The 24,929-nt window shown below is 56.1% G+C and carries 25 protein-coding genes; 12 read left to right on the top strand and 13 right to left on the bottom strand.

What is annotated here, in order from left to right:
* Window positions 1-35: 35 nt before the first annotated feature.
* Window positions 36-1,190, top strand: coding sequence for a cell division protein FtsZ (gene ftsZ, locus M2407_RS18570; RefSeq protein ID WP_004950150.1), 1,155 nt, complete (start codon window positions 36-38; stop codon window positions 1,188-1,190).
* Between the two features lie 103 nt (window positions 1,191-1,293).
* The gene (gene lpxC / locus M2407_RS18565) at window positions 1,294-2,211 is read left to right on the top strand and encodes a UDP-3-O-acyl-N-acetylglucosamine deacetylase (RefSeq protein ID WP_037426060.1); all 918 of its coding nucleotides are present in this window, start codon (window positions 1,294-1,296) and stop codon (window positions 2,209-2,211) included.
* A 14-nt stretch (window positions 2,212-2,225) separates the two neighbouring features.
* On the opposite strand, the gene M2407_RS18560 is transcribed toward lpxC, so the two are convergent.
* A complete protein-coding gene (locus tag M2407_RS18560; RefSeq protein WP_020825215.1) occupies window positions 2,226-2,750 on the bottom strand; it encodes a DUF721 domain-containing protein in 525 nt (174 codons plus the stop codon).
* Between the two features lie 26 nt (window positions 2,751-2,776).
* On the opposite strand from M2407_RS18560, the gene secM reads away from it, so the two are divergent.
* From secM to mutT, 3 genes are all read left to right on the top strand, one after another.
* Window positions 2,777-3,310 carry a secA translation cis-regulator SecM gene (gene secM / locus M2407_RS18555; protein ID WP_046374516.1) on the top strand — a complete coding sequence of 178 codons (534 nt, stop codon included), beginning with the start codon at window positions 2,777-2,779 and terminating at the stop codon, window positions 3,308-3,310.
* 90 nt (window positions 3,311-3,400) lie between these two features.
* The gene (gene secA / locus M2407_RS18550) at window positions 3,401-6,112 is read left to right on the top strand and encodes a preprotein translocase subunit SecA (RefSeq protein WP_128865006.1); all 2,712 of its coding nucleotides are present in this window, start codon (window positions 3,401-3,403) and stop codon (window positions 6,110-6,112) included.
* Between the two features lie 100 nt (window positions 6,113-6,212).
* Entirely contained in the window at window positions 6,213-6,617 is a 405-nt protein-coding gene (mutT, locus tag M2407_RS18545) for an 8-oxo-dGTP diphosphatase MutT (protein ID WP_142815931.1), read from the top strand.
* A 41-nt stretch (window positions 6,618-6,658) separates the two neighbouring features.
* Here the strand turns inward: mutT and yacG are convergent, their stop codons facing one another.
* The 3 genes from yacG to coaE are packed head-to-tail and all read right to left on the bottom strand — an operon-like array spanning window position 6,659 to window position 8,273.
* Window positions 6,659-6,850, bottom strand: coding sequence for a DNA gyrase inhibitor YacG (gene yacG / locus M2407_RS18540; protein WP_020825219.1), 192 nt, complete (start codon window positions 6,848-6,850; stop codon window positions 6,659-6,661).
* A gap of 50 nt (window positions 6,851-6,900) precedes the next feature.
* On the bottom strand, window positions 6,901-7,653 hold the full coding sequence (zapD, locus tag M2407_RS18535; protein WP_020825220.1) for a cell division protein ZapD: 753 nt from the start codon (window positions 7,651-7,653) through the stop codon (window positions 6,901-6,903).
* A gap of 5 nt (window positions 7,654-7,658) precedes the next feature.
* Window positions 7,659-8,273 carry a dephospho-CoA kinase gene (gene coaE / locus M2407_RS18530; protein ID WP_020825221.1) on the bottom strand — a complete coding sequence of 205 codons (615 nt, stop codon included), beginning with the start codon at window positions 8,271-8,273 and terminating at the stop codon, window positions 7,659-7,661.
* A 458-nt stretch (window positions 8,274-8,731) separates the two neighbouring features.
* Between coaE and M2407_RS18525 the strand changes: the two genes are divergently transcribed.
* Window positions 8,732-9,775 (top strand): GMP reductase, encoded by a 1,044-nt coding sequence (locus M2407_RS18525; protein WP_020825222.1) that lies wholly within the window; start codon window positions 8,732-8,734, stop codon window positions 9,773-9,775.
* A 65-nt stretch (window positions 9,776-9,840) separates the two neighbouring features.
* Here the strand turns inward: M2407_RS18525 and hofC are convergent, their stop codons facing one another.
* The 4 genes from hofC to nadC form a co-directional block, all read right to left on the bottom strand.
* On the bottom strand, window positions 9,841-11,040 hold the full coding sequence (gene hofC, locus M2407_RS18520; protein WP_128865003.1) for a protein transport protein HofC: 1,200 nt from the start codon (window positions 11,038-11,040) through the stop codon (window positions 9,841-9,843).
* Window positions 11,037-12,485: a type II secretion system protein GspE gene (gene gspE, locus M2407_RS18515; protein ID WP_259218877.1), complete on the bottom strand. Its 1,449-nt coding sequence runs from the start codon at window positions 12,483-12,485 to the stop codon at window positions 11,037-11,039. The genes hofC and gspE overlap by 4 nt, the downstream gene beginning before the upstream one ends.
* Complete coding sequence (gene ppdD / locus M2407_RS18510; protein ID WP_020825225.1) at window positions 12,482-12,931, bottom strand: prepilin peptidase-dependent pilin; 450 nt, start codon at window positions 12,929-12,931, stop codon at window positions 12,482-12,484. The genes gspE and ppdD overlap by 4 nt, the downstream gene beginning before the upstream one ends.
* 199 nt (window positions 12,932-13,130) lie before the next feature.
* Complete coding sequence (gene nadC / locus M2407_RS18505; protein WP_020825226.1) at window positions 13,131-14,021, bottom strand: carboxylating nicotinate-nucleotide diphosphorylase; 891 nt, start codon at window positions 14,019-14,021, stop codon at window positions 13,131-13,133.
* An 85-nt stretch (window positions 14,022-14,106) separates the two neighbouring features.
* On the opposite strand from nadC, the gene ampD reads away from it, so the two are divergent.
* Both ampD and ampE read left to right on the top strand, forming a co-directional pair.
* Window positions 14,107-14,703: a 1,6-anhydro-N-acetylmuramyl-L-alanine amidase AmpD gene (gene ampD, locus M2407_RS18500; protein ID WP_259218875.1), complete on the top strand. Its 597-nt coding sequence runs from the start codon at window positions 14,107-14,109 to the stop codon at window positions 14,701-14,703.
* Window positions 14,703-15,557 carry a beta-lactamase regulator AmpE gene (gene ampE, locus M2407_RS18495; RefSeq protein ID WP_174573741.1) on the top strand — a complete coding sequence of 285 codons (855 nt, stop codon included), beginning with the start codon at window positions 14,703-14,705 and terminating at the stop codon, window positions 15,555-15,557. The genes ampD and ampE overlap by 1 nt, the downstream gene beginning before the upstream one ends.
* A gap of 71 nt (window positions 15,558-15,628) precedes the next feature.
* Here the strand turns inward: ampE and hemL are convergent, their stop codons facing one another.
* Window positions 15,629-16,918, bottom strand: a complete 1,290-nt coding sequence (gene hemL / locus M2407_RS18490; RefSeq protein ID WP_116691284.1) for a glutamate-1-semialdehyde 2,1-aminomutase — start codon at window positions 16,916-16,918, stop codon at window positions 15,629-15,631.
* A 179-nt stretch (window positions 16,919-17,097) separates the two neighbouring features.
* Between hemL and clcA the strand changes: the two genes are divergently transcribed.
* Window positions 17,098-18,537 (top strand): H(+)/Cl(-) exchange transporter ClcA, encoded by a 1,440-nt coding sequence (gene clcA / locus M2407_RS18485; protein ID WP_259218872.1) that lies wholly within the window; start codon window positions 17,098-17,100, stop codon window positions 18,535-18,537.
* An 89-nt stretch (window positions 18,538-18,626) separates the two neighbouring features.
* Window positions 18,627-18,971: an iron-sulfur cluster insertion protein ErpA gene (gene erpA / locus M2407_RS18480; protein WP_004950184.1), complete on the top strand. Its 345-nt coding sequence runs from the start codon at window positions 18,627-18,629 to the stop codon at window positions 18,969-18,971.
* Window positions 18,972-19,029: 58 nt separating this feature from the next.
* On the opposite strand, the gene M2407_RS18475 is transcribed toward erpA, so the two are convergent.
* The 4 genes from M2407_RS18475 to mtnN all read right to left on the bottom strand — a co-directional run bounded on the left by M2407_RS18475 (window position 19,030) and on the right by mtnN (window position 21,628).
* Entirely contained in the window at window positions 19,030-19,278 is a 249-nt protein-coding gene (locus tag M2407_RS18475) for a hypothetical protein (protein ID WP_115060077.1), read from the bottom strand.
* Window positions 19,279-19,504: 226 nt separating this feature from the next.
* Window positions 19,505-20,119, bottom strand: coding sequence for a TRIC cation channel family protein (locus M2407_RS18470; RefSeq protein ID WP_020825232.1), 615 nt, complete (start codon window positions 20,117-20,119; stop codon window positions 19,505-19,507).
* Complete coding sequence (gene btuF, locus M2407_RS18465; RefSeq protein ID WP_122077211.1) at window positions 20,119-20,925, bottom strand: vitamin B12 ABC transporter substrate-binding protein BtuF; 807 nt, start codon at window positions 20,923-20,925, stop codon at window positions 20,119-20,121. The genes M2407_RS18470 and btuF overlap by 1 nt, the downstream gene beginning before the upstream one ends.
* A 1-nt stretch (window position 20,926) precedes the next feature.
* On the bottom strand, window positions 20,927-21,628 hold the full coding sequence (mtnN, locus tag M2407_RS18460) for a 5'-methylthioadenosine/S-adenosylhomocysteine nucleosidase (protein WP_020825234.1): 702 nt from the start codon (window positions 21,626-21,628) through the stop codon (window positions 20,927-20,929).
* A gap of 129 nt (window positions 21,629-21,757) precedes the next feature.
* On the opposite strand from mtnN, the gene dgt reads away from it, so the two are divergent.
* Window positions 21,758-23,275: a dGTPase gene (gene dgt, locus M2407_RS18455; protein WP_020825235.1), complete on the top strand. Its 1,518-nt coding sequence runs from the start codon at window positions 21,758-21,760 to the stop codon at window positions 23,273-23,275.
* Window positions 23,276-23,465: 190 nt separating this feature from the next.
* Window positions 23,466-24,905: a serine endoprotease DegP gene (gene degP, locus M2407_RS18450; RefSeq protein WP_020825236.1), complete on the top strand. Its 1,440-nt coding sequence runs from the start codon at window positions 23,466-23,468 to the stop codon at window positions 24,903-24,905.
* Window positions 24,906-24,929 lie beyond the last annotated feature (24 nt).

Here is a 24,929-nt window from a genome sequence, read left to right as displayed (position 1 = left end):
ATCTCGCAGCGACAGGCACAAAACGGAGAGAAACTATGTTTGAACCAATGGAACTAACCAATGACGCGGTGATTAAAGTCATCGGCGTCGGCGGTGGCGGTGGCAACGCCGTTGAACACATGGTGCGCGAGCGCATCGAAGGTGTTGAATTCTTTGCCGTGAATACAGACGCTCAGGCGCTTCGTAAAACGGCAGTTGGCCAAACCATCCAGATCGGTAGCGGTATTACCAAAGGTCTGGGTGCAGGCGCGAACCCTGAAGTGGGTCGCAATTCAGCGGAAGAAGACCGTGAAGCCCTGCGCGCCGCACTGGATGGTGCAGACATGGTCTTCATTGCAGCCGGCATGGGCGGCGGTACCGGTACCGGTGCAGCGCCAGTCGTCGCTGAAGTTGCTAAAGACCTGGGTATTCTGACAGTGGCCGTGGTGACCAAGCCTTTCAATTTTGAAGGCAAGAAACGCATGGCGTTCGCTGAGCAGGGTATCGCAGAATTGTCCAAACATGTGGACTCACTGATCACTATCCCGAACGACAAGCTGTTGAAAGTTCTGGGTCGCGGTATTTCTCTGTTGGACGCGTTTGGTGCGGCTAACGACGTGCTGAAAGGCGCGGTACAGGGTATTGCCGAACTGATCACCCGTCCGGGCCTGATGAACGTCGACTTCGCCGACGTGCGCACCGTAATGTCCGAAATGGGCTACGCGATGATGGGTTCCGGCGTTGCCTGTGGTGAAGACCGTGCTGAAGAAGCTGCGGAAATGGCGATCTCCAGCCCACTGCTGGAAGATATCGACCTGTCCGGCGCTCGCGGCGTGCTGGTCAACATCACCGCCGGCTTCGACCTGCGCTTGGATGAGTTCGAAACCGTGGGTAACACCATTCGTGCTTTCGCTTCCGACAACGCGACCGTGGTAATTGGTACGTCGCTGGATCCGGAAATGAACGACGAACTGCGTGTAACCGTGGTTGCGACCGGTATCGGCATGGACAAACGTCCGGAAATCACTCTGGTCACCAATAAACAGGCCAGCCAGCCAGTGATGGATCATCGCTACCAGCAGCACGGCATGTCGCCGCTGCCGCAGGAAGTGAAACCTGCCGCCAAGGTGGTTAACGATCCGACTGCGCAGCCTAATAAAGAGCCCGACTATCTTGATATTCCAGCCTTCCTGCGCAAGCAGGCAGACTAAGAATATCCTGAGAATTTGGAATCTCCGCTCTTTGTGCTAAACTGTCCCGCCAGCCATGCTGTATGCTTGGCTGGTAGGATTGATAACATTGCGAGATAAAACGATGATCAAACAAAGGACATTAAAACGTATTGTTCAGGCGACTGGTGTCGGTTTACATACCGGCAAGAAAGTCACGCTGACAATGCGACCCGCGGCGGCTAATACCGGGGTCATCTATCGTCGCACTGACTTGAATCCACCGGTTGATTTTCCGGCTGATGCAAAATCCGTGCGTGATACCATGCTCTGTACCTGCCTGGTCAATGAGCATGACGTGCGTATTTCTACCGTTGAGCATCTTAATGCCGCGCTGGCTGGGTTGGGCATCGACAACATCGTTATCGAAGTTGACGCTGCTGAAATCCCTATCATGGACGGCAGTGCCAGTCCGTTCGTCTTCCTGTTGCTGGATGCCGGCATTGAAGAACTGAACTCTGCGAAGAAATTCCTGCGTCTGAAAGACACCGTGCGTGTTGAAGATGGCGACAAGTGGGCCGAGCTGTCCCCGCATAACGGGTTCCGCCTGGACTTCACCATCGACTTCAACCACCCGGCGATCGACGCCAGTACGCAACGTTACCGCCTTGATTTCTCTGCCGACTCGTTCGTGCGTCAAATCAGCCGTGCGCGTACTTTCGGCTTCATGCGTGATATCGAATATTTACAGTCCCGTGGCCTGGCCCTGGGCGGCAGCTTTGACTGCGCTATCGTGGTAGATGATTACCGCGTGCTGAACGAAGACGGCCTGCGCTTCGAAGACGAATTCGTGCGTCACAAAATGCTGGACGCCATCGGCGACCTGTTCATGTGCGGCCATAATATCATTGGCGCGTTTACCGCGTACAAGTCTGGTCATGCGCTGAACAACAAGCTGCTTCAAGCAGTTCTGGCGAAACAGGAAGCGTGGGAATACGTCACCTTCCAGGACGAAGCCGAAATGCCACTGGCATTCAAAGCTCCGTCAACCGTATTGGCATAAGTCGATACCGCTGATTACTTATCACGACTGGTAGCGTTGGCACTCTCTCCGGCCAACGACGCCAGTCGTTCTAATATCTTGCGCAGTTTTTCCGGGCTCCGGCTCGCCAATACCCTTAATTCCCCAGCACTTTCCTGACTCAGATGACGCATAGGCACGCTTGACTGCGTATTTCCTGCCGTTTTTGCGGCGTCCTGCACCAGGTTGTTCCCTTTTGCCATCAAGGCCGGATTAATCCTGATGTCGATCGACGACAATGATGGTAGAATTTGCGCTCGTAGTGCTGATAATAAAGCCGGTTGTTCGTAACGTAGACGCATCATCCAGCTGGCATTTGCCGTTTCTAGCACTAAAATACCCTGTCGGAAATTTGCGACGCGGCACCAAGGATGCAGTTGAACGGGCAACAGGCCTTTCACTGCACGGTTAAGCTTAAGCAACGCGACTGCGCGTTGTTGGACGTTATGCAGTGGCCCTTTGTCTTCTGCAGACGCGTCGTCGAACAGGGAATCTAATAATTGTGGACGGCTATCGCGCATAATGGGCTCCGGCGGATTATAAACTCGTGATCGGTATTCTAAATCGTTGGCGACAATTTGGCAGACGTTATTTCTGGCCCCATCTCCTCTTAGGGATGGTTGCGGCCACGCTTGGCGTACCTACCAATCTGACCGGCAACCCCGATCAAGCCGCTCTGCCGAGCACCTCGTCCAGCCTGAACCGGCAAAATTCTGCCAGTGGCGCCTTCAATAGCCTGGCGTTACTGCAGGAAGCGCACCGTCGTCCGACCTTTAGCGTCGACTACTGGCACCAACATGCGCTTCGTACCGTCATTCGTCACCTCTCTTTTGCGCTTGCGCCGCAGGCCGTTTACGCGCGGGTGCAGGAAAGCGAAGCGGAAGTGACCGAACCCCCATTGCAGGTAGCGCAACTGGCGCTGCTTTCAACCCTTAATGCGCTGCTGACGCACGAGCCGAAGCCGCCGACCATCATTCGCACCACTCACCACGCCGTGCTGCCCGCTGTTGCGCAGCATCAGGCCGGGTTGTGGCTTGCGCAAGTGCAGGGCATTCGCGCCGGACCTGCAGCCTTAAGCTGATTTCTTGCCCCTCGGGCGACAAAAAAAACCTAAAAAATAACATCAAGTTGACTGCCTGTGTTGGCCGTCATGACAGAGATATCAAACATCATGTTAGTGAAATTATTGACCAAAGTTTTTGGTAGCCGTAACGATCGTACGCTGCGCCGCATGCGCAAATCGGTTGAGCTGATCAACCAGATGGAACCGGACATGGAAAAACTGTCCGATGACGAACTGAAAGCCAAGACCAACGAGTTCCGCGCGCGCCTGGAAAAGGGTGAAGTGCTGGAAAACCTGTTGCCTGAGGCCTTCGCGGTAGTGCGTGAGGCGAGCAAGCGCGTCTTCGGCATGCGTCACTTCGACGTGCAGCTGCTGGGCGGCATGGTGCTGAATGACCGCTGTATCGCAGAGATGCGCACCGGTGAAGGTAAAACCCTGACCGCAACCCTGCCAGCCTATCTGAACGCCCTGAGCGGTCGTGGCGTGCACGTGGTAACCGTCAACGACTATCTGGCACAGCGTGACGCCGAGAACAACCGCCCGCTGTTTGAGTTCCTCGGCTTGAGCATCGGCATCAACCTGCCGGGCATGCCGGCACCGGCCAAGCGTGAAGCCTATGCCGCGGACATTACCTACGGCACCAACAACGAATACGGTTTCGACTATCTGCGCGACAACATGGCGTTCAGTCCGGAAGAGCGCGTTCAGCGCAAACTGCACTATGCACTGGTGGATGAGGTTGACTCCATCCTGATCGATGAAGCGCGTACGCCGTTGATCATCTCTGGCCCGGCTGAAGACAGCTCCGAGATGTACATCAAGGTTAACAAGCTGATCCCTAAACTGATCCGTCAGGAAAAAGAAGATTCGGATTCCTTCCAGGGCGAAGGCCACTTCTCGGTTGACGAAAAGGCGCGCCAGGTGCACCTGACCGAACGCGGCCTGATCCTGATCGAAGAAATGCTGATGGAAGCCGGCATCATGGACGAAGGGGAGTCACTGTACTCACCGACCAACATCATGCTGATGCACCACGTGACCGCGGCTCTGCGTGCCCATGTGCTGTTTACCCGTGACGTTGACTACATCGTAAAAGACGGTGAAGTCATCATCGTCGACGAACACACCGGCCGTACCATGCACGGCCGTCGCTGGTCCGATGGCCTGCACCAGGCGGTGGAAGCCAAAGAAGGCGTGGAAATCCAGAACGAAAACCAGACCCTGGCCTCCATCACCTTCCAGAACTACTTCCGCCTGTACGAGAAGCTGGCTGGGATGACCGGTACCGCCGACACCGAAGCTTTTGAATTCAGCTCGATCTACAAGCTGGATACCATTGTGGTGCCGACCAACCGTCCAATGCTGCGTAAAGACATGCCGGATCTGGTCTACATGACCGAGCATGAGAAGATTGGCGCCATCATTGAAGATATTCGTGAGCGTACCGCTAACGGCCAGCCGGTTCTGGTCGGTACGATTTCAATCGAGAAATCCGAAGTGGTTTCGCGTGAGCTGGAGAAAGCCGGTATCGCCCATAAGGTGTTGAACGCCAAGTTCCACGCCATGGAAGCGGACATCGTTGCTCAGGCCGGCCAGACCTCTGCGGTTACCATCGCTACCAACATGGCCGGTCGTGGTACCGACATCGTGTTGGGCGGCAGCTGGCAGGCAGAGATTGCCCAGTTGGAAGATCCAACCGAAGAGCAAGTCGCGGCGATTAAAGACGCCTGGAAAATCCGTCACGATGCTGTACTGGCAGCCGGTGGCCTGCACATCATTGGTACCGAGCGTCATGAATCACGCCGTATCGATAACCAGTTGCGCGGCCGTTCCGGTCGTCAGGGGGATGCCGGTTCATCCCGCTTCTACCTGTCGATGGAAGATGCCCTGATGCGTATTTTCGCCTCCGATCGCGTTTCCAACATGATGCGTAAATTGGGGATGAAAGAAGGTGAGGCCATTGAGCACCCATGGGTCACCAAAGCAATTGCCAATGCCCAGCGTAAAGTAGAAAGCCGCAACTTCGACATTCGTAAGCAACTGCTGGAATACGATGACGTGGCCAACGATCAGCGCCGCGCGATCTACAGCCAGCGTAACGAACTGCTGGACGTGTCTGACGTTAGCGAAACCATTGCCAGCATCCGTGAAGACGTGTTCAAGACCACTATTGACGGCTACATTCAACCGCAGTCGCTGGAAGAAGAGTGGGATATTCAGGGGCTGACCGAACGTCTGAAAAACGATTTCGATCTGGATATGCCTATCGCCGAATGGTTGGATAAAGAGCCTGAGCTGCACGAAGAAACGCTGCGTGAGCGTATTCTGGAAAAAGCCAAGGAAGAGTACCAGCGTAAAGAAGAAGTGGTTGGCACCGAGATGATGCGCAACTTCGAGAAAGGCGTGATGCTACAGACGCTGGATTCCCTGTGGAAAGAGCATCTGGCGGCCATGGACTACCTGCGTCAGGGCATCCATCTGCGCGGTTATGCGCAGAAAGATCCTAAGCAGGAGTACAAGCGCGAGTCCTTCAACATGTTCGCTACCATGCTGGAATCACTGAAGCATGAAGTGATCAGCGTGCTGAGCAAGGTTCAGGTGCGGATGCCGGAAGAGGTTGAAGCCTTGGAACTGCAGCGTCGTGAAGAAGCCGAGCGTCTGGCCAAACAGCAGCAGCTGAGCCACTATGAAGAAAACGCGCTGGTGACTGAAGATCCTAATGCGCCGACCATCGCAGAACGTAAAGTGGGCCGTAACGATCCGTGCCCATGCGGTTCCGGTAAAAAATACAAACAGTGTCACGGTCGTCTGCAGAACTAAGCCGACACTATTTAACGAATAAAACCCAGGGGTTCAGCGTGCTGAGCCCCTGTTTTTTGGGCCGCATTCTGCGCTCCAATAACTCAATAAAGAGGATGCGATGAAACATCTGAATATCGCCGTCGGCATCATTCGTAATGCCCAGCAGGAAATCTTCATTACCCGCCGCGCGGCTGATTCGCATATGGCCGGTTTCTGGGAGTTTCCCGGCGGCAAAATTGAACAGGGGGAGACGCCGGAACAGGCGCTTAGCCGTGAATTATTGGAAGAGACCGGCATTGAAGCCCAGCGTGCGGAGTTGTTGGACGTGCTTGAGCATCAGTTTAGCGATCGCATCGTCACGTTGAATTTCTATCTGGTGGAAGCCTGGGCCGGTGAACCCTTCGGCCGCGAAGGCCAGCCTATGCGCTGGGTAAAGCAGGCTGACCTGCGGGAAGAAGAGTTCCCTCAGGCCAATATCAGCATTATCAAACTGCTGGTGGAGCAGGCAAAGGCTGCCGAGTAATATAACCGGCCTGGCGGCTGCCGGGCCGATCAGAACGACGATCAGCGATCGTCTGCTTCACTCCACTCTTCGCTTTCGGAAAGATCGCTGTTGCTGGGAATGCGCTTCTCTTCATCGGCCCATTCGCCCAGATCAATCAGCTGACAGCGTTTGCTGCAAAACGGACGAAATGGGCTCACCTCTCCCCAAACCACACCTTTGCCACAGGTTGGGCATTTCACTACGGTAGTCATATCTATTCCTTACTCCCTTCCAACGCGTGAAAGGTCTTGATGTCATTGGGTCAGCAACAGGCCAACTCAAAGGTTAGTCGTTCCGGTACCACGCCGAGCTCACTGTCCAGCGGCAGAAAGCGAATCGCATAGCGCGTCTTATGGCCGGAAATTTGTGGGTAAAGCTGGTGCGCCAGATTAATGCGTAAGCGCAGCAGATCCGCCCCCTCGGCGTTATCCTGGAAAAAACCGTTCAGGCTGATCTGATTGCGAAATGGCCCGGCCTGACGGATCAGATCCAGCACCATAGTCAGTGCCTGGTTTAATGGTTCCAGCGTTTGCAACCATTCGGCTACGTCGTTATCTCGCTCTTGCTGTGGTGCATGCATCCACATGTGCAGCGTCGGCAAGTCAAAGCTGCAGCACCCACCGGGGATGCTCAGGCGTTGCCGTACCAGACTAATCAACCGATCTTCGCGCAGCGCCTGACCCAGTCGCGGCGCAGACATCAGTGCGGCACCACGTTGCTTCAACTGGTTGCGTAACTGATCCACCAGCGACATATCGACGCCCGGAACATCGGCCCACGCCAGCAATTTTTGCTGCTGACGCTCCAACTCTTTCAGTAACTCGGTACGTACTTCACCGCGCTCCAGCACGTCCAGCAGATCGGCGATGGTGCGGAAAAAGGTCAGGGCGATGGCCGTTTCGCTTAAGGCTCGCTGGCCATGCAGCTGTTGCAGCAAAAATTCCATGCGCAGCCAGGTGCGCATTTTTTCATTCAACGGATGTTCAAAAAGAACGCTTGGGGAAACATCACTCATTCAGTTTAATCCTGTCGGGTCGCTGATGCCGCCAGCTCAAGGTAACGGCAATGCAGTGCGGCAACCAATGGCTCTATCCCCTGAGCGGTGCCGCTATTATCAATGATGTCGTCTGCAGCGGCCAGGCGCTGCTCACGCGTGACCTGTGCGGACAGTATGTTCTGTGCCTGCTGGCGGCTGATGCCGTCGCGGGCTATGGTTCTGGCCAACTGAGTCTCGCTGTCGACGTCAACCACCAGCACGCGATCGGCGCGCGCCTGCAGGTTGTTCTCGACCAGCAATGGCACCACCCAGAGAGCGTAGGGGCTGGTAACTTGCGCCAGTTGACGTTGAGTTTCCTGATGAATCAGCGGGTGCAGCAGTTGGTTTAGCCAACGCTTTTCATCAGGGTTACTGAAGATACACTGACGTAAGGCGGCACGGTTCAGTGAACCGTCCGGCTGCAACATTTCATTACCAAAACGTTCGGCGATGGCAGCCAGTGCCGGGGTTCCTGGCTCGACAACCTGCCGGGCGATAACGTCAGCATCGACCACCGTCACGCCGTGGCGAGCGAAGGCGTCTGCCACGGTGGACTTACCGCTGCCGATACCCCCTGTCAACGCAACAATGTAGGCCATGGTAGGGAATGCACCTGAGGTTCATAAAAAAATAATAGACGAATCATAAAGCGATCGCACAGAAGTGCAAGTAAGCCGGCGGCGCTTGCCGTGCCGCTTAGGCTGTACGGTGATAAAAAGCGCAGCCGGAAAGGGAAAATGAGTGGGAGGTCACACTGCGGTGTCGCAGGTAAATTTGTCGGATTGTAGCGCAAAAAAAGGAGAATTCGCAGTCTTGTCCGGCGATTATTAGCGCGTATGATAGCGTCACTGGAACTGGCATTAATCTATACCCGTCATTCTTCAAGCTGCAGGTGTGTTGACTGCGAGCGTTCACCCGAATCACTTACATAAGTAAGCTCATCGGGACTCTCGCCCTTGTCGCCTTCCTGCAACTCGAATTATTTAGGGTATACCCCGTCGCTTTTCAAGCCATTGCGTTTTGCGATCCGTCGCCATAAACCAGGAAATCATAAGTCATGCGTATTGAAGAAGATTTGAAGTTAGGCTTTAAAGATGTGCTGATTCGCCCAAAGCGTTCCACGCTGAAAAGCCGCTCAGAAGTTGAACTGGAACGTCAGTTTACCTTCAAACATTCTGGCTGTAGCTGGTCTGGTGTGCCGATCATCGCCGCCAACATGGACTCAGTCGGTACCTTCAGCATGGCAGAGGCCCTGGCTTCCTTCGATGTTCTCACCGCCGTACACAAACACTACACCGTAGAGCAGTGGGCCGCCTTTGTGCAGCGCGTACCGGCATCGGTGCTGCGCCACGTGATGGTTTCAACCGGCACGTCCGACGCTGACTTTGTGAAAATGCAACAGATCCTGGCGCTATCACCCGAGCTGAAGTTTATCTGTATCGACGTAGCCAATGGCTATTCCGAGCATTTTGTCGCCTTCCTGCAGAAAGCGCGCGAAGCCTGCCCAAAACATGTTATCTGTGCCGGTAACGTCGTCACCGGAGAAATGGTAGAAGAACTTATCCTGTCCGGCGCCGACATTGTTAAAGTCGGTATTGGTCCAGGCTCTGTCTGCACGACCCGCGTGAAAACCGGTGTCGGTTATCCGCAGCTGTCTGCGGTGATCGAATGCGCCGATGCGGCGCATGGCCTCGGCGGCCAAATCGTTAGCGATGGCGGTTGTTCGGTGCCGGGCGACGTAGCGAAAGCCTTTGGCGGCGGTGCTGATTTTGTCATGCTGGGCGGCATGCTGGCAGGCCACGACGAATGTGAAGGCACCATTGTGGAAGAGAACGGTGAGAAATTTATGCTGTTCTACGGCATGAGCTCCGAGTCGGCGATGAAACGCCACGTCGGTGGCGTTGCCCAGTACCGTGCGGCCGAAGGGAAAACTGTCAAACTGCCGTTGCGCGGCGAAGTTGAGTTCACCGTTCGCGACATCCTCGGCGGCCTGCGTTCCGCTTGCACCTACGTCGGCGCGGAACGTTTGAAAGAGCTGACCAAGCGCACCACCTTTATCCGCGTTGCAGAGCAGGAAAACCGCGTCTTCGGCAGCAAGTAAGCCGCGCGTTTCGGCACCAGCAACACGTGGGCGCAGTTCAATGCTGCGCCCAATCACTGACGGACTTACCCCAAAACATTCCCCAACTGAAAGATCGGCAGATACATGGCAATCACCAATGTGCCGACGATCCCGCCCACCACCAGCATCAATAGGGGCTCCAGCGTTTGCGCCAGGGTATCGGCCAGCTCAAAGGTTTGCTGTTCATGCCATGCGGCCAGTTTGCCCAATAGGGTATCTAACGAACCGGATTCTTCGCCCACGCGCACCAATTGCTGGCATAACGAAGGGAAAAGCGCCTGCTGTTCCAGGGCGCGATGAAAAGTCTGCCCTTGCGAAATCTGTTGCCTGATGTTGTCAATTGCCTGGCGATAAAACAGGTTATCCACCGACAGCGCCGCCGCAGCCAACCCGTCAACCAGGCTGAGCCCAGCCTGCTGGGTCATGGCCAGAATACGGAATATTTGGCTCAGGCAGCCGCCTTTAATCAAGTGCGCAATCAGTGGCAGACGCAACAGCGCCGCCTGTTCGCGCCTGCGCCATTGAGGCTGCGGGTGCAGACGACGGAGATAGGTGTATGCCATACAGACCAGAATCGCCGCCAGCCAGGGACCGCTGTCGATCAGCAGGGTGGAAAGGTTCAGCAACCCTTGGGTAAACCACGGCAGCGGCGCATTGAATGACTGATAAACGCCGGCAAATTCCGGCAACACCATCACCAGCATCAAAATGCTTACCAACAGCGCCACCGCGCAGATAAACAAAGGGTAACGCAGCGCTTTGATGACTTTCTTTTGCAGTTTTTGCTGTGCTTCCTGTTGTTGGGCCAGTTGCAGGCAGCATTCGTCCAGATGACCGGTCAGCTCGCCAATGGCGATTAGCTGGCGGTAGATCAAAGGAAACACGGCATGTTGCTCAGCGATAACTTCAGAAAATGGCTGGCCCTGGCGTACCTGTTCACTCACTTCCCGCAGCAGGCAGCGCCAGGCAGCTGACGGGTGCTCTGCCGCCAGCAATTGTAACCCGCTGACCAGCGGCAATCCGGCCTGCAGCAGGGTGGCTAACTGACGGGTGAACTGGATCAGGGGTTCACCGCGCCATTGACCCGGTGAAATACGTTTTCCGCTGTTGATCTGGCAGGGTTGCAGCCCTTGTTCGATCAACCACTGGCTGACCTCATTCTTCTTACCGCTCATCAGCTCACCCTCACGCAACTGTCCGTGTGGGTCAATTGCCTGCCAGAGGAAAAGGCGGAGTGTTTTCACTGAGCGCCTCCGCCGTCGGCAATCACACCGACAATGCGGTATACCTCCTCCAGCGAGGTGACGCCCTGGGCGACCAGCGTTAGTCCGGCTTGCAGCAGCGTGGTCTGCCCCTGCTGCCGGGCGATTTCAGCCAACATGTTGGGGGCGGCCCCCTCCAGCAGGCCGGCTTGCACCTCTGGGGTAATGGTCAACAGTTCATATACCCCGGTGCGGCCATAGTAGCCGCTGAAGCAGTGCTCGCAGCCATCGGCCTTCCAGGGCAGCAGAGGTGTTGCCCAAATGGCTGCGGGAAAACGTACGGGCAGGCTTTGTTGATAGCGGCAGTGGCTGCATAACTTACGCACCAGACGTTGTGCGATCACCAGCTTCAGACAGGCGGCAATCAGGTAGCCCGGGATGCCCATATGGGTCAGGCGCGTCAGGGTTTCGCTGGTGGAATTGGTGTGCAAGGTGGAAAGCACCAGGTGGCCGGTTTGAGCGGCTTTTACTGCGATCTCCGCCGTTTCCCGATCGCGGATCTCACCGATCATGATGACGTCCGGATCCTGTCGCAGCAAGGCGCGTAATACGCGGGAGAAATCCAGTTCCGTTTTGGCGTTGGTCTGCGTCTGATTGATACCGAACAGGGGAATTTCAATCGGATCCTCGACGCTGCATAAATTACTCTGAGCGTCATTCAACTGACGCAGACCGCCGTATAGCGTGACGGTTTTGCCGCTGCCGGTGGGGCCGGTGACCAGGATCATGCCCTGCGGGCAGGATAAGGCCGAGGAAAACTGCACCAGTGCTGTCGGATCCATACCCAACCGATCCAACGGCAGCTCCTGGCGTTCAGTTTGCAAAATTCGCAGCACCACTTTTTCGCCGTGCAGGGTGGGCAGGGTGGCGATACGCATGGAGTAGCTAGCGTTATCCAACCGCACGCTGAGCTGACCATCCTGCGGCAGGCGGCGCTCGGCGATGTCCAACTGCCCCATGATTTTCAGTCGAGCCGTGAGGCGAGCCGCGAGCGTGAATGGCGGTGAGGTTATCACCTGCAACACGCCGTCGATGCGTAGCCGGATGCGGAGAGTCTGCTGGTAAGGTTCGAAATGAATGTCCGAGGCTCGTCGCTGAATGGCGATGCGGAGCGTCTGATTGATAAATTGCACCACGGGGGCGTCACTGTCGTCGTTTAATGATGCCGCGTCGAATTGCTCCTCCGAAGTGGGCTGCTCGCGCCTATCGCCCTGCATTTGCCGCCTGTTCAGTTCCAATTCCAGCCTGGCTGCCGGCCACTGTTCCAGATGAATGCGTTTGCCGGTGGCAAAACGCAGGGCTGATAATAGCGCTTGTGGTGCCTCCGTCGTCAGGGCCACGTTCAGGCACTGGTCATCTTCACTGAGAGCCAGTGCCTGATAGCGTTGGCACAGGGTATGGATTTCTTCGCTGATTGCCGTACTCATGATGTCGGCGCCGCGGCGGTAGTGTCAAAACGGAAAACTTCCTGACAGGTTTCCTGCAGATTGCTGTTTTCGCTGGTGCACAGGCGTGTCCAACGCGTCAGGCCGCTGGCATTTTGGGTTGGCGTCAGTGCGACCGTCAATCCCTGCAGCGTTTGCGAGCCGGTCAGCGAGATCACGCCCTGGCTGACCTGAACCGCGCTGACGTAACGTGAGGCGTCGCCGGTAGGGATGCCTTTGCTGCCGGCGTTACAGCCGGTCGGCGTGCCGCTGTCGAGCACGCACAGTTCAACGGCCAGCTTATACGGCGTCATGGCTTGCAGCATGTCGGTCATCGCTGCCTTTTGGATATAGCGCTGATAGGCAGGAATACCTATGGCGCTCAGTATGGCGATAATGGCGATCACCACCATCAGTTCTATCAGGGTAAAACCGCGCTGCGTTTCCATCCGTTGCTTCCTCCATGTCAATGTGGAGGCCAGAGTAATCAGGCCAGCGGGACGCTTCGAGCGGGTGATGGCTGTTTTTAGGCGCAGTTCCACAGCATTCGATCGAGGTTGCAGCAGAGGGGAAAAGAGATGGGGCGAGCTTCGCAGTTTTGGTGAAAAAACACCTCCCCGGTAGTTCAGGGAGGTGCGGAGAGGGGGGTTATTTGAAGCGCATGGACAGATCGAGGGCGGTCACATGTTTGGTCAGCGCGCCTACAGAAATATAGTCCACGCCGGTTTCGGCGAAGGTACGCAGGGTTTCGCTGGTCACGTTGCCGGACACTTCCAGCTGTGCACGGCCCTGAGTTTGCGTCACGGCGGCGCGCATCATGTCGACGCTGAAATTGTCCAGCATGATAATGTCTGCACCGGCGTCCAGCGCCTGCTGCAGTTCATCCAGCGATTCGACTTCCACTTCGACCGGCACCTCGGCATGCAGCCAGAATGCTTTTTCGACCGCTTTTTTAATCGAGCCGGAGGCAATGATGTGGTTTTCCTTGATCAGGAAGGCGTCGGACAGCCCGAGACGGTGGTTGCTGCCGCCGCCGCACAATACGGCATATTTCAGCGCGGTGCGCAGCCCTGGCAGGGTCTTGCGGGTGTCGAGCAGGCGGGTTTTCGTCCCCTGCAACAGTGCCACATAGCGGCTGACTTCGGTTGCTACGCCGGAAAGCGTCTGCACAAAGTTCAGCGCAGTGCGCTCACCGGTAAGCAGCACCCGTGCCGGGCCGGTCAGTTTGCAAAGCGCTTGGTCTGGCACCAGGCTATCACCGTCCGCCACCAGCCAATCCACTTTCACCTGGTTGCCCAACTGGATAAAGACTTCATTCAGCCAGCGTTTTCCGCAAAAAATACCGGGTTCGCGGGTGATGATCGTGGCTTCGGCCTGGGTATCGGCCGGCAACAATTGCGCGGTAATATCGCGTTCGGCATCGACTTCGCCTCCCAGGTCTTCACGCAGCGCCTGGGCAACGGCATAGGGGATATCGCTTTCAATTCGTTCAAGAAGCTCGGTGCGGCGAGTGTCGGCACTGTAGCGGCGTGTCGGCATAGAAAACTCCGAAATGGACGGTAAGATCGTAGGGGGAACATGCTACTCTGTTGCCGTGACAAGTACCACCGCCCAGAGGTGTCTGATGCAGTTAGAACAAGGCTGGATTGTCGGGGTAACCCGGGTTGTCTCGCCGCATTGCGATCTTCGCCCGAATGAGGAGGCGCCTTCGCTGCTGGTGATCCACAATATCAGCCTGCCACCCGGCGAGTTCGGCGGCCCCTATATCGATCGGCTGTTTACCGGTACTCTTGATCCTGCGGATCACCCCTATTTTTCTGATATTCATCAACTACGCGTTTCGGCGCACTGCCTGATCCGTCGCGACGGTGAAATCATTCAGTATGTGCCCTTTGACCGACGAGCCTGGCACGCGGGCGTATCGTCGTATCAGGGACGAGAGCGCTGTAACGATTTTTCGATCGGCATTGAACTGGAAGGTACCGATCATGTGGCGTTCACGCCGCAGCAATACCAAAGTCTGAACGCGGTGACCGCGCTGCTGATCCGGCATTATCCGACGTTGGCGGCGCATATCACCGGGCACAGTGACATTGCCCCAGGCCGTAAAACCGATCCCGGCCCGGCGTTTGATTGGGATTTATATCTGGCATCTCTGGAACAACCTGGCGGGCCAGATGACGCTATGCTTGGAACAAAGGAAAGGGAGAGGAGTCGCTAATGACGCTGTTTACGCTGTTACTGGTTCTGGCGTGGGAACGTTTATTCAAGCTGGGTGAGCATTGGCAGTTGGATCATCGCCTTGAGGTGGTATTTCATCGGCTGCATCGGTTTTCACTGGCGCAAACGCTGCTGATGACGCTGGCCTGGATGGTGGTGGTGGCAGGGATTTTGTGGCTGTCCCAGGGACTGTTTTTCGGCGTAGTGACGCTGTTGCTGTGGATCGTCATTGATTTGCTGTGTGTCGGCGCAGGGATCAAGCGTAAACACTATCGGGCCTATCTGAAGGCCGCTCGGCAGGGGGATGCCCATGCCAGCGATCAAATGGCGGAAGAACTGGCGCTGATCCACGGTTTACCGGTGGATTGCAGCGAAGAGTTGCGCTTGCGTGAACTGCAAAATGCGCTGCTGTGGATTAACTTCCGTTATTATCTGGCGCCGCTGTTTTGGTTCGTGGTCTGCGGGCCTTACGGGCCGATTGCGCTGGCAGGCTACTCTTTCCTGCGCGCTTACCAGACCTGGCTGGCACGCCATAACACGCCGCTGGAACGTTCGCAGTCAGGCATCGATCATCTGCTGAACTGGCTGGACTGGATCCCGGTGCGTCTGGCCGGCGTGGCTTACGCGTTGTTTGGCCACGGTGAAAGAGCGTTACCGGCGTGGTTTGCGTCGCTGGGCGATCGTCACTCTTCGTCGTATCAGGTGCTGACGCGGTTGGCGCAGTTTTCACTGGCGCGCGATCCCCATATGGATCCGGTGCAGACGCCAAGGGCAGCGGTCAGCCTGGCGCGTAAGGTGACGATGATTATCGTGGTGGTGGTGGCGCTGCTGACCATTTACGGAGCCTTGCTCTAAAGCCAGAGCGGGGGGCACGATGGAAATAAAAACGGGCGCCTGGCGCCCGTTTTTATTGGCTTTGACTAATCTTACAGCTTGGCGAAGCAGCGACGCGCGGCATCGATGGTACGCTGAATGTCTTCCTTGCTGTGCGCAACGGACATAAAGCCGGCCTCAAAGGCGGAAGGCGCCAGATACACCCCTTCCTCCAGCATCAGGTGGAAGAAGCGCTTAAAGCGTTCTACGTCGCACTGCATCACGTCCTGGTAGCAGGTCACTGCCGGTGCATCGGTAAAGAACAGGCCAAACATCCCGCCAACGTGGTTAACCACCAGCGCGATGTTTTCTTCTTCAGCGGCGTGCAGCAGGCCAGCCGCCAGCATATCGGTCAGTTCGGTCAGGGTCTGGTGGATACCGACCTGAGAGACTTCGGTCAGACAGGCGTAGCCGGCCGCCATCGCAATCGGGTTGCCGGACAGGGTGCCCGCCTGATAGACCGGCCCGGTTGGCGCCAGCGCGTCCATCACTTCACGACGGCCCCCAAAGGCACCGACAGGCATGCCGCCGCCGATGATTTTACCCAAACAGGTCAGGTCCGGCACCACGCCATAATGAGCCTGAGCCCCGGCCAGCGCCACGCGGAAGCCGGTCATGACTTCGTCGATAATCAACAATGCACCGTACTTGTCGCACAGTGCACGCAGGCCCGGCAGGAACTCCGGCAGTGGCGGCACGCAGTTCATGTTGCCGGCGACCGGCTCGACGATGATGCAGGCGATCTCGGAAGGATATTGTTCAAATGCGGCCTGCACCGAATCCAGATCGTTAAAGGTACAGGTCAGGGTATGCTTGGCGAAATCGGCCGGTACGCCCGGGGAGTTAGGCTGGCCCAGGGTCAGCGCGCCGGAGCCGGCTTTGACCAGCAGGCAGTCGGCGTGGCCGTGGTAGCAGCCTTCAAATTTGATGATTTTGTCGCGGTTGGTGTAACCGCGCGCCAGACGGATGGCGCTCATGGTGGCTTCGGTTCCCGAGTTCACCATCCGCACCATGTCCATGGTCGGCACCAGTTCGGTAACCAGCTCCGCCATTTTAACTTCCATCTCGGTTGGCGCGCCAAAGCTCAGGCCGCGCTGCGCCGCTTCAATGACCGCATTGCGGATCGCCGGGTGGTTGTGTCCCAGCACCATCGGGCCCCAGGAACCGACGTAGTCGATATAACCTTTGCCGTCGACGTCGAACAGGTAAGCCCCGTCCGCCCGTTCGATAAACAGCGGCACACCGCCAACGCCGTTGAATGCACGCACCGGAGAGTTAACCCCGCCTGGGATTACCTGTTTTGCCTCGGCATACAGACTTTCGGACTTGCTGTTTAAGCTCATAGAACGGCTCCTGGATTCTCTTTTGAATGATTTGACCGCGCTATTCTAGTGAAGTGTTCGTCGATATGAAACGATCACAGTCAGATACCTATTTAGAGGGGCGATCGATTAGCGGGTGGGTTAGAATAATCAACTAGCCTATTTGTATTACATTTAATTCCATTAATGAATAACCCATTATGACTGAATTACAGCAACAGCCGCGGGTGGCGCAGGCCCCACGTCTAAAACGCAGTGACGCAGTGCGCCAGCTTTTACGTCGGGATAAAACGCCGGTGGCGATCCTGTTTATGGCGGCGCTGGTGGGCACCCTGGCGGGGCTGCTCGGGGTGGCCTTTGATAAGGCGGTAGATTGGGTGCAGCAGCAGCGCTTTTCCGCGCTGGCGCAGGTCGCCGATTATTGGATCCTGGTTTGGCCGCTGGCCTTTATTCTTTCCGCCGCGCTGGCGATGTTGGGATATTACCTGGTACGTCGCTTTGCTCCTGAGGCTGGGGGATCGGGCATACCGGAGATCGAAGGAGCATTGGAAGAGCTGCGTCCGGTGCGCTGGTGGCGGGTGATCCCGGTAAAATTTATCGGCGGTATGGGCACCTTGGGCGCGGGTATGGTGCTGGGCCGCGAAGGGCCTACGGTGCAGATGGGCGGCAACGTCGGGCGCATGGTGCTGGATATCTTCCGCATGCGCGGTGCCGAAGCGCGCCATTCTTTGTTGGCAACCGGTGCAGCCGCCGGCCTGTCTGCGGCTTTTAACGCCCCGCTGGCGGGCATTTTGTTTATCATTGAAGAGATGCGGCCGCAGTTCCGCTACAACCTGATTTCGATTAAAGCGGTGTTTATCGGCGTCATCATGTCGAGCGTGGTGTTCCAGCTGTTCAACAGGGAAGGTTCGGTGATTGCGGTGGGCAAGCTTTCCTCGGCGCCGATCAATACCCTTTGGCTGTATTTGGTGCTGGGGGCGATATTTGGTGCGGTGGGGGTGATGTTCAACGCGTTGGTCTTCCGCACGCAAGATATGTTCGCTCGCCTGCACGGCGGAAAAATGCGCAAAATTTTGTTGATGGGCGGTTTGCTCGGCGGTATTTGCGGCATTCTGGGGCTGATCCAGCCCGAAGCCGCTGGCGGCGGTTTTGGCCTGATCCCGATCGCCGCAGCGGGCAACTATAGCGTCGGCATGCTGATGTTTATTTTTATCACCCGGGTGATCACCACGCTGTTGTGTTTCGGTTCCGGGGCACCGGGCGGCATTTTTGCGCCAATGCTGGCGTTGGGCACGCTGTTTGGCACCGCTTTTGGCCTGGCTGGCGGGCATTTGTTCCCCGAGTACGGCATCGAAGCCGGCACCTTCGCTATTGCCGGCATGGGCGCCCTGTTTGCTGCCACGGTGCGTGCGCCGTTGACCGGGATCGTGCTGGTGCTGGAGATGACCGACAATTACCAGCTCATCCTGCCAATGATAATTACCTGTCTGGGTGCTACGCTGGTGGCGCAGTTCCTCGGGGGCAAGCCGTTGTATTCCTCCATATTAGCCCGCACCTTACAACGGCAGGAAGCGTCGCAGGCCAGCGAGGCGGCCGATAAAACAGGTAAAGAAAATACAACAAATGCGGTGAATACTTGAACGCAACACTCAGGTATTGGATAATCATTAACATTAATCCGGCCGCCATTGTAGCGACCTGATGCAGAACAATGTTGGGAGTAAAGAGTATGAGTGATGAAACAGCACTGCCCCTGCAATTTACCGAGGCAGCAGCAAGCAAGGTTAAAGTCCTGATTGCTGATGAAGAAAATCCGAATCTGAAGTTGCGGGTTTACATTACCGGTGGCGGTTGCAGCGGATTCCAATACGGCTTCACTTTTGACGACAAGGTCAACGATGGTGATATGACTATCGAGAAGCAGGGCGTTGCGCTGGTGGTTGACCCGATGAGCCTGCAGTATCTGGTGGGCGGCTCGGTCGACTATACCGAAGGCCTGGAAGGCTCGCGCTTCGTGGTGACTAACCCGAACGCCAAAACCACCTGCGGCTGTGGATCTTCCTTCAGCGTCTGATCCTGCGTGCAGCAGTACTAAACCCGCCAACCTCACCGGTTTGCGGGTTTTTTTATGGCTACCATTCTACGGTGACCAATTCTCGATAGGTTTCACTGCCGCTTTCGTTTTGTAACCTGCTACGGGTTACCTTAGGTTGGGCGTCGGTCGCATTGCCGCATTTCACCTGAGGGACTGTGTCGCTGACATCTACGCTGCACATAGGCATTAAGGTCAGGCTGACGCCGATTTTGCCGCTGGTGGTACCGGCGTAAGCGAGAGAGCTGCACAGCAGTACGCTGAACAATAAGATAATATTTTTCATCATTAGGACAAAGCCATCCGTAAGCAATCACATAATGGCTTATCGGCAAAAAGTTAATAAAATTTAACAGGGCGGGAGAATGGTTAACTTGAACTTAAAAAGTTTATTACATTGTTTTACCTGATTTTTTCAGGCGCAGATAATAGCATTTGTTTATTAATTGGTCGAATATTCTGCTCTAGGGAGTTGGGGTGTGATAAAACTCCGCCCGGTATCGGGCGGAGTGGGATTAGCGCTCGAGGATAAATGCGGGCAGTTTCAGGTGCCAGCGAATGGCCGCCAGCCTGATGGCTAGCGTGATGACCATGCCAAGCATCATCGCCTGCTGCAGCGGCATACCGAAAGTGGCGAAGGCCGTGGCATGTACGATGCCGCCGATAATACAGGCAGTAGCGTAAATTTCGGTTCGCAGGATCATGGGGATTTCACGCGCCAGTACATCGCGGATAATGCCGCCGCCAACGCCGGTGATCACGCCCATACAGATTGCCACTAATGGGCTGGCATCGGCGGCAAAGGCTTTATTTACCCCGATGCCGACGAACACCGCCAGCCCGACGGCATCCAGCACCGGCAAGATCCATTTAGGCAAACGGCGCGGTTGGCGCACCAGCAGCAGCGTCAGTACGCAGGTGATCATCGCCACCACCAGATCGGTTGGATCCTTTACCCAAAATACCGGCCCGTTAGCCAATGCCATGTCGCGAATGGTGCCGCCACCGACCGCAGTGACCACGCCAAGCACCAGCACGCCAAAGGGATCCATCCGCAGCTTGCCCGCCAGCAATACGCCGGAAATGGCGAAAACCGCCGTACCCAGGATATCCAACCAAAACACCAGCATTAACGGATCTCCGCCAGTTGGCTGCACAGCTGTTGCGCAGCCAGCATGATGCGGGGGCCAGCGCGGTTGAACCAGTCGCCATTGAGCGCAATCACCGGTACCTGCAGTTGCGGCGCCCAGAAGGCCTTCACGCTGGCGATCTCTTTTTGGTCACCGGTAATAACGATGGCCTGGGGCTGACGCGCCAACACCTGCTCACGGCTGATTTGTGGCCATGGCATGCGGCTGTCGGCAAAGATATTTTCCGCACCACACAGCGACAACACCTGGCTTTGCAGGGTGGCACCGGAAGTGGTGAACAAGGGCTGGGTGCCGAATTGCAGCAGGACCCGTCTTGGCTGAGTGTGAGGATATTTGTTTTTCAGGTCGGCAATTTGCTGACGAAGAGCCTCTGCGGCCAGATGCGCCTGTTCAGGATGCGGGCTGTATTGGGCCAGTTGATCCAGCGAGCGGGGGATATCATCCAGAGTAGTGGCGTCGGCATAGAAAATCGGAATGCCGAATGTGGCGAGCTGATCCAGCACTCGCTGCGGATTGCCACCGCGCCAGGCAAGGATCAGATCCGGCTTTAGCGCCAGTACCCGCTCCAGATTGATGCCTTGCCAGGAGGCGACCTGCTCGAGTTTCTTGGCTGCTGGCGGATAATCTGAATAGGCGCTCACCGCCAGCAGCGTGTCGCCCATGCCGGCGGCATAGGCAAGTTCGGTGGTATTGGGTGCCAGGCTGATCACGCGCTGGGCAGCGCCGACAGGCAGCGCCACCCATAATGCCAGCAGCCACAACAGGGCTGAAAAGCGTCGCGTCACATTAACCGCGCTTAGCCAGGGTCTGCAGCATGGCGTTAACCATCAGCGTGGATTGCTGAGCGGCCACCACCAGGAACTCGTCGAAGCTCATGTGCGATTCACTGTCGGCAACGTCAGAGATTGCGCGTACCACGACAAACGGGGTGCCGAACAGGTGGCAAACGTGGCCCACGGCCGCCGCTTCCATTTCTACTGCCGCCACGCTCGGGAAAGTCGCGCGAATGCGGGCCAAAGGCTCTGCGCCGTTAATGAAGGCATCGCCGCTGCAGATCAGGCCGCGTACGGCGTTCAGATCCAGTTGCTTGATGCAGCTTTCCGCCAGGGCAATCAGCGCGTCGTCCGCGACAAACGCCGCCGGGCAGCCGGCCATTTGGCCTGGTTCGTAACCGAAAGCGGTCACGTCGGCATCGTGATAACGCACTTCTTCGGACACCACGATATCGCCGACCTTAAGCGTGCTGGCCAGGCCACCGGCAGAACCGGTGTTGATCACCACGTCCGGCTTGCAGTGTTCCAGCAGCAGGGTGGTCCCCATGGCCGCAGAAACCTTACCGATGCCGGACTTCAGCAACGCCACGTCAACGCCGCCGATCTGGCCGGTATAGATTTCACAGCCCGCGCGTTGAATGGTCTGACGGTTTTCGATTTGATCGCGCAGCAGGGTGACTTCCTGCTCCATTGCGCCGATGATGCCTACTTTCATAAATAACACTCGCTGATTGGGTGTGGGAATTGCGCCATAGTCTATCATGGCTCTCATAGAGAGATAATGCGTTGCATATGCCGTCGGGAATTGTTATCACGGGGGCTGGGCGCAACGGCGGAGAAACAGATGTCCGGGATCGACTTTAAGCAGAAAATCAGCTTCCAACGGCCCTTCAGCAACCCCATTGAAGCCGAAGAAGAATACGACATAGTGCGGCAGTTCGAGAGCGATCGCGGGCGTATTGTCAATTCCGCCGCCATTCGCCGTCTGCAGCAAAAAACCCAGGTGTTCCCGCTCGAACGCAACGCCGCGGTGCGCAGCCGCCTGACGCACTCCATGGAAGTGCAACAGGTAGGGCGGCATATCGCCAAAGAGATCCTTAATCGTTTCAAACAGGCAGGGCGGATCGACGAGCTCGGCCTGACCAAACTGCTCGATCCTTTTGAAAGCATTGTCGAAATGGCCTGCTTGATGCACGACATCGGTAATCCGCCTTTTGGCCATTTTGGCGAGTCGGCAATTAACGACTGGTTTGCGCAACGGCTGGATCCTGCCAGCTGCGGCAGTGAGCCCGCCAGTAACGATCGCTGCCAGGTCAGCGTATTGCGTCTGCACGAAGGTGAGAGCGATCTTAACCGCCTGCGCAGCCGCATTCGTCACGATCTCAGCCACTTCGAGGGTAATGCCCAGGCCATCCGGTTGGTGTATACCCTGCTGAAGCTTAACCTGACCTATGCACAGGTGGGCTGTATCCTGAAATATACCCGCCCGGCCTACTGGGCCAGCGATATTCCAGCCAGCCACAACTACCTGATGAAAAAACCGGGCTTTTATCTGGCGGAAGAGGCATTTGTCGATCGGTTGCGACGTGAGTTGAATATGGGCGAGTTCGACCGTTTCCCTCTGACCTATATTATGGAAGCCGCTGATGATATTTCGTACTGCGTGGCGGATTTGGAAGACGCGGTGGAAAAAAACATTTTCACCGTCGAACAGCTTTACCAGCATTTAACTCAGGAGTGGGGTGAGGTAACGCCGGGCGATCTGTTTGATAAAACCGTGGCCAGTGCTTTTCGCAAGATCGATCGCGGGGGGGCGCGTCGCAGCACCGAAGATCAATTCTTCATGTATTTACGAGTTTTCACCGTGGCGCGTTTGGTCCCGCATGCGGCGCAGCGTTTTATTGATAATCTGGATGCGGTTTTCCAGGGAAACTTTAATCAGGCGCTGTTGGAAGATTCCAGCCCGGCTTACCAACTGCTGAAAATATTCAAGAATGTGGCCTTCAAACACGTCTTCAACCATCCTGAAGTCGAACAGCTGGAGCTGCAGGGCTACCGGGTGATCAGCGGCCTGCTGGATATCTATAGTCCGTTGCTGGCAATGTCTTTGGCGGATTTTACCCGACTGGTGCAGGAAGACAGCCATCGTGCTTATCCGATAGAAACACGCCTGTTTCACAAGCTTTCGACTAAACATCGCCTGGCGTATATCGAAGCGATTGAAGGTTTGCAGCACCTGTCGCCCGAGCAATTGGCGATCCGGGAGTATTATTTCCGTGCGCGTTTGCTGCAGGATTATATCAGCGGCATGACCGATCTTTATGCCTATGACGAATACCGCAGATTAATGGCAGCGGAATAATTCATTCCGCTAATAAATATTATTTTTAGCAGTTTGCTTGGCGCCGTGAGCTTATTTGGAGTTTTGTAAAGACGGACAATATTTGTTTACTATTACCAATAATCTGCGCCGGAACTTCGGGTTATTAATAGGCTCTCACTATGCACAAAGACCCTAATACTTTCTGATCGACTTTAGAAGAGACACACAGATGAAAAAAACCGCATTAGTTCTGAGTGCATTGGCATTCAGTATTGGTATGGCGATGGGCCCGATGACGGCCGTCGCCGCAGAAACCGCGTCTTCCAGCACCCAGCAATTGCCAAGCCTGGCACCGATGCTGGAAAAAGTGATGCCTTCCGTGGTGAGCATTAATGTTGAAGGCAGCACCACGGTCAATACACCGAAAATGCCGCAGCAGTTCCAACAGTTCTTTGGTGAGGATTCACCGTTCTGCCAGGACGGTTCGCCATTCCAGGGCTCGCCGATGTGCCAGGGTGGCGCTGGCGCTGAACCGGGGGCGCCTGATCAGGGCACGCAGCAAAAATTCCAGGCGCTGGGCGCCGGGGTAGTGATTGACGCGGCCAAGGGCTACGTCGTCACCAACAACCACGTGGTGGATAACGCCAACAAAATCCAGGTTCAACTGAGCGACGGTCGCAAATTTGACGCCAAGGTGATCGGCAAGGATCCGCGTTCCGATATTGCGTTGATCCAACTGAAAGACTTCAAGAACCTGACGGCGATCAAGATGGCGGACTCCGAGCAACTGCGAGTCGGTGATTACACCGTGGCGATCGGCAACCCCTATGGACTGGGTGAAACAGCCACTTCCGGTATCGTTTCTGCACTGGGCCGCAGTGGGTTGAATATCGAAAACTACGAGAACTTTATCCAGACCGATGCGGCGATTAACCGCGGTAACTCGGGTGGCGCCTTGGTGAACCTTAACGGCGAGCTGATCGGCATTAACACCGCGATCCTGGCGCCGGACGGCGGCAACATCGGTATCGGTTTCGCTATCCCGAGCAACATGGTGAAAAACCTGACCGCGCAAATGGTCGAGTACGGTCAGGTCAAACGCGGTGAATTGGGCATTATGGGTACCGAACTGAACTCTGAACTGGCGAAAGCGATGAAAGTGGACGCGCAGCGCGGGGCATTCGTCAGCCAGGTGATGCCGAAGTCTTCTGCCGCCAAAGCGGGTATCAAGGCCGGTGACGTGATTGTCACCATGAACGGTAAAGCGATTTCCAGCTTTGCTTCGTTCCGCGCGGAGATCGGCACTCTGCCAGTAGGCAGCAAAATGTCGCTGGGCATTCTGCGCGACGGCAAGCCTGTTACCGTGGATGTTACGCTGGAACAAAGCGCTCAGACTCAGGTTGAGTCCGGCAATATTTACACCGGTATTGAAGGTGCCGAATTGAGCAATGGCCAGGTCGGCAACCAGAAAGGCGTGAAGGTAGATAGCGTTAAAGCCGGCAGCGCTGCCGCCCGTATTGGGCTGAAAAAAGGTGACGTGATCCTGGGCGTTAACCAACAACCGATCCAGAACCTGGGTGAACTGCGCAAGATCCTCGACAGCAAACCTTCGGTGCTGGCGCTGAATATCCTGCGTGGTGACACCAGCCTGTACCTGTTGATGCAGTAATGACCCCAGGTTTTTACCAAAAAG

Origin of the sequence: Serratia sp. BIGb0234, assembly GCF_024809915.1 — a bacterium.
In the GTDB taxonomy this organism is placed as follows: domain Bacteria; phylum Pseudomonadota; class Gammaproteobacteria; order Enterobacterales; family Enterobacteriaceae; genus Serratia; species Serratia liquefaciens.
Note: the sequence above shows the minus strand (reverse complement) of the source record. Positions and strands in the feature narration are given on the sequence as shown.

What these genes read in the sequence shown, in the direction of transcription:
- ftsZ (WP_004950150.1), top strand. Translation starts at nt 36, where the DNA reads ATGTTTGAACCAATGGAACTAACCAATGACGCGGTGATTAAAGTCATC.
- lpxC (WP_037426060.1), top strand. Translation starts at nt 1,294, where the DNA reads ATGATCAAACAAAGGACATTAAAACGTATTGTTCAGGCGACTGGTGTC.
- M2407_RS18560 (WP_020825215.1), bottom strand. Translation starts at nt 2,750, where the DNA reads ATGCGCGATAGCCGTCCACAATTATTAGATTCCCTGTTCGACGACGCG.
- secA (WP_128865006.1), top strand. Translation starts at nt 3,401, where the DNA reads ATGTTAGTGAAATTATTGACCAAAGTTTTTGGTAGCCGTAACGATCGT.
- mutT (WP_142815931.1), top strand. Translation starts at nt 6,213, where the DNA reads ATGAAACATCTGAATATCGCCGTCGGCATCATTCGTAATGCCCAGCAG.
- yacG (WP_020825219.1), bottom strand. Translation starts at nt 6,850, where the DNA reads ATGACTACCGTAGTGAAATGCCCAACCTGTGGCAAAGGTGTGGTTTGG.
- zapD (WP_020825220.1), bottom strand. Translation starts at nt 7,653, where the DNA reads ATGAGTGATGTTTCCCCAAGCGTTCTTTTTGAACATCCGTTGAATGAA.
- coaE (WP_020825221.1), bottom strand. Translation starts at nt 8,273, where the DNA reads ATGGCCTACATTGTTGCGTTGACAGGGGGTATCGGCAGCGGTAAGTCC.
- M2407_RS18525 (WP_020825222.1), top strand. Translation starts at nt 8,732, where the DNA reads ATGCGTATTGAAGAAGATTTGAAGTTAGGCTTTAAAGATGTGCTGATT.
- gspE (WP_259218877.1), bottom strand. Translation starts at nt 12,485, where the DNA reads ATGAGTACGGCAATCAGCGAAGAAATCCATACCCTGTGCCAACGCTAT.
- ppdD (WP_020825225.1), bottom strand. Translation starts at nt 12,931, where the DNA reads ATGGAAACGCAGCGCGGTTTTACCCTGATAGAACTGATGGTGGTGATC.
- nadC (WP_020825226.1), bottom strand. Translation starts at nt 14,021, where the DNA reads ATGCCGACACGCCGCTACAGTGCCGACACTCGCCGCACCGAGCTTCTT.
- ampD (WP_259218875.1), top strand. Translation starts at nt 14,107, where the DNA reads ATGCAGTTAGAACAAGGCTGGATTGTCGGGGTAACCCGGGTTGTCTCG.
- ampE (WP_174573741.1), top strand. Translation starts at nt 14,703, where the DNA reads ATGACGCTGTTTACGCTGTTACTGGTTCTGGCGTGGGAACGTTTATTC.
- hemL (WP_116691284.1), bottom strand. Translation starts at nt 16,918, where the DNA reads ATGAGCTTAAACAGCAAGTCCGAAAGTCTGTATGCCGAGGCAAAACAG.
- clcA (WP_259218872.1), top strand. Translation starts at nt 17,098, where the DNA reads ATGACTGAATTACAGCAACAGCCGCGGGTGGCGCAGGCCCCACGTCTA.
- erpA (WP_004950184.1), top strand. Translation starts at nt 18,627, where the DNA reads ATGAGTGATGAAACAGCACTGCCCCTGCAATTTACCGAGGCAGCAGCA.
- M2407_RS18475 (WP_115060077.1), bottom strand. Translation starts at nt 19,278, where the DNA reads ATGATGAAAAATATTATCTTATTGTTCAGCGTACTGCTGTGCAGCTCT.
- M2407_RS18470 (WP_020825232.1), bottom strand. Translation starts at nt 20,119, where the DNA reads ATGCTGGTGTTTTGGTTGGATATCCTGGGTACGGCGGTTTTCGCCATT.
- mtnN (WP_020825234.1), bottom strand. Translation starts at nt 21,628, where the DNA reads ATGAAAGTAGGCATCATCGGCGCAATGGAGCAGGAAGTCACCCTGCTG.
- dgt (WP_020825235.1), top strand. Translation starts at nt 21,758, where the DNA reads ATGTCCGGGATCGACTTTAAGCAGAAAATCAGCTTCCAACGGCCCTTC.
- degP (WP_020825236.1), top strand. Translation starts at nt 23,466, where the DNA reads ATGAAAAAAACCGCATTAGTTCTGAGTGCATTGGCATTCAGTATTGGT.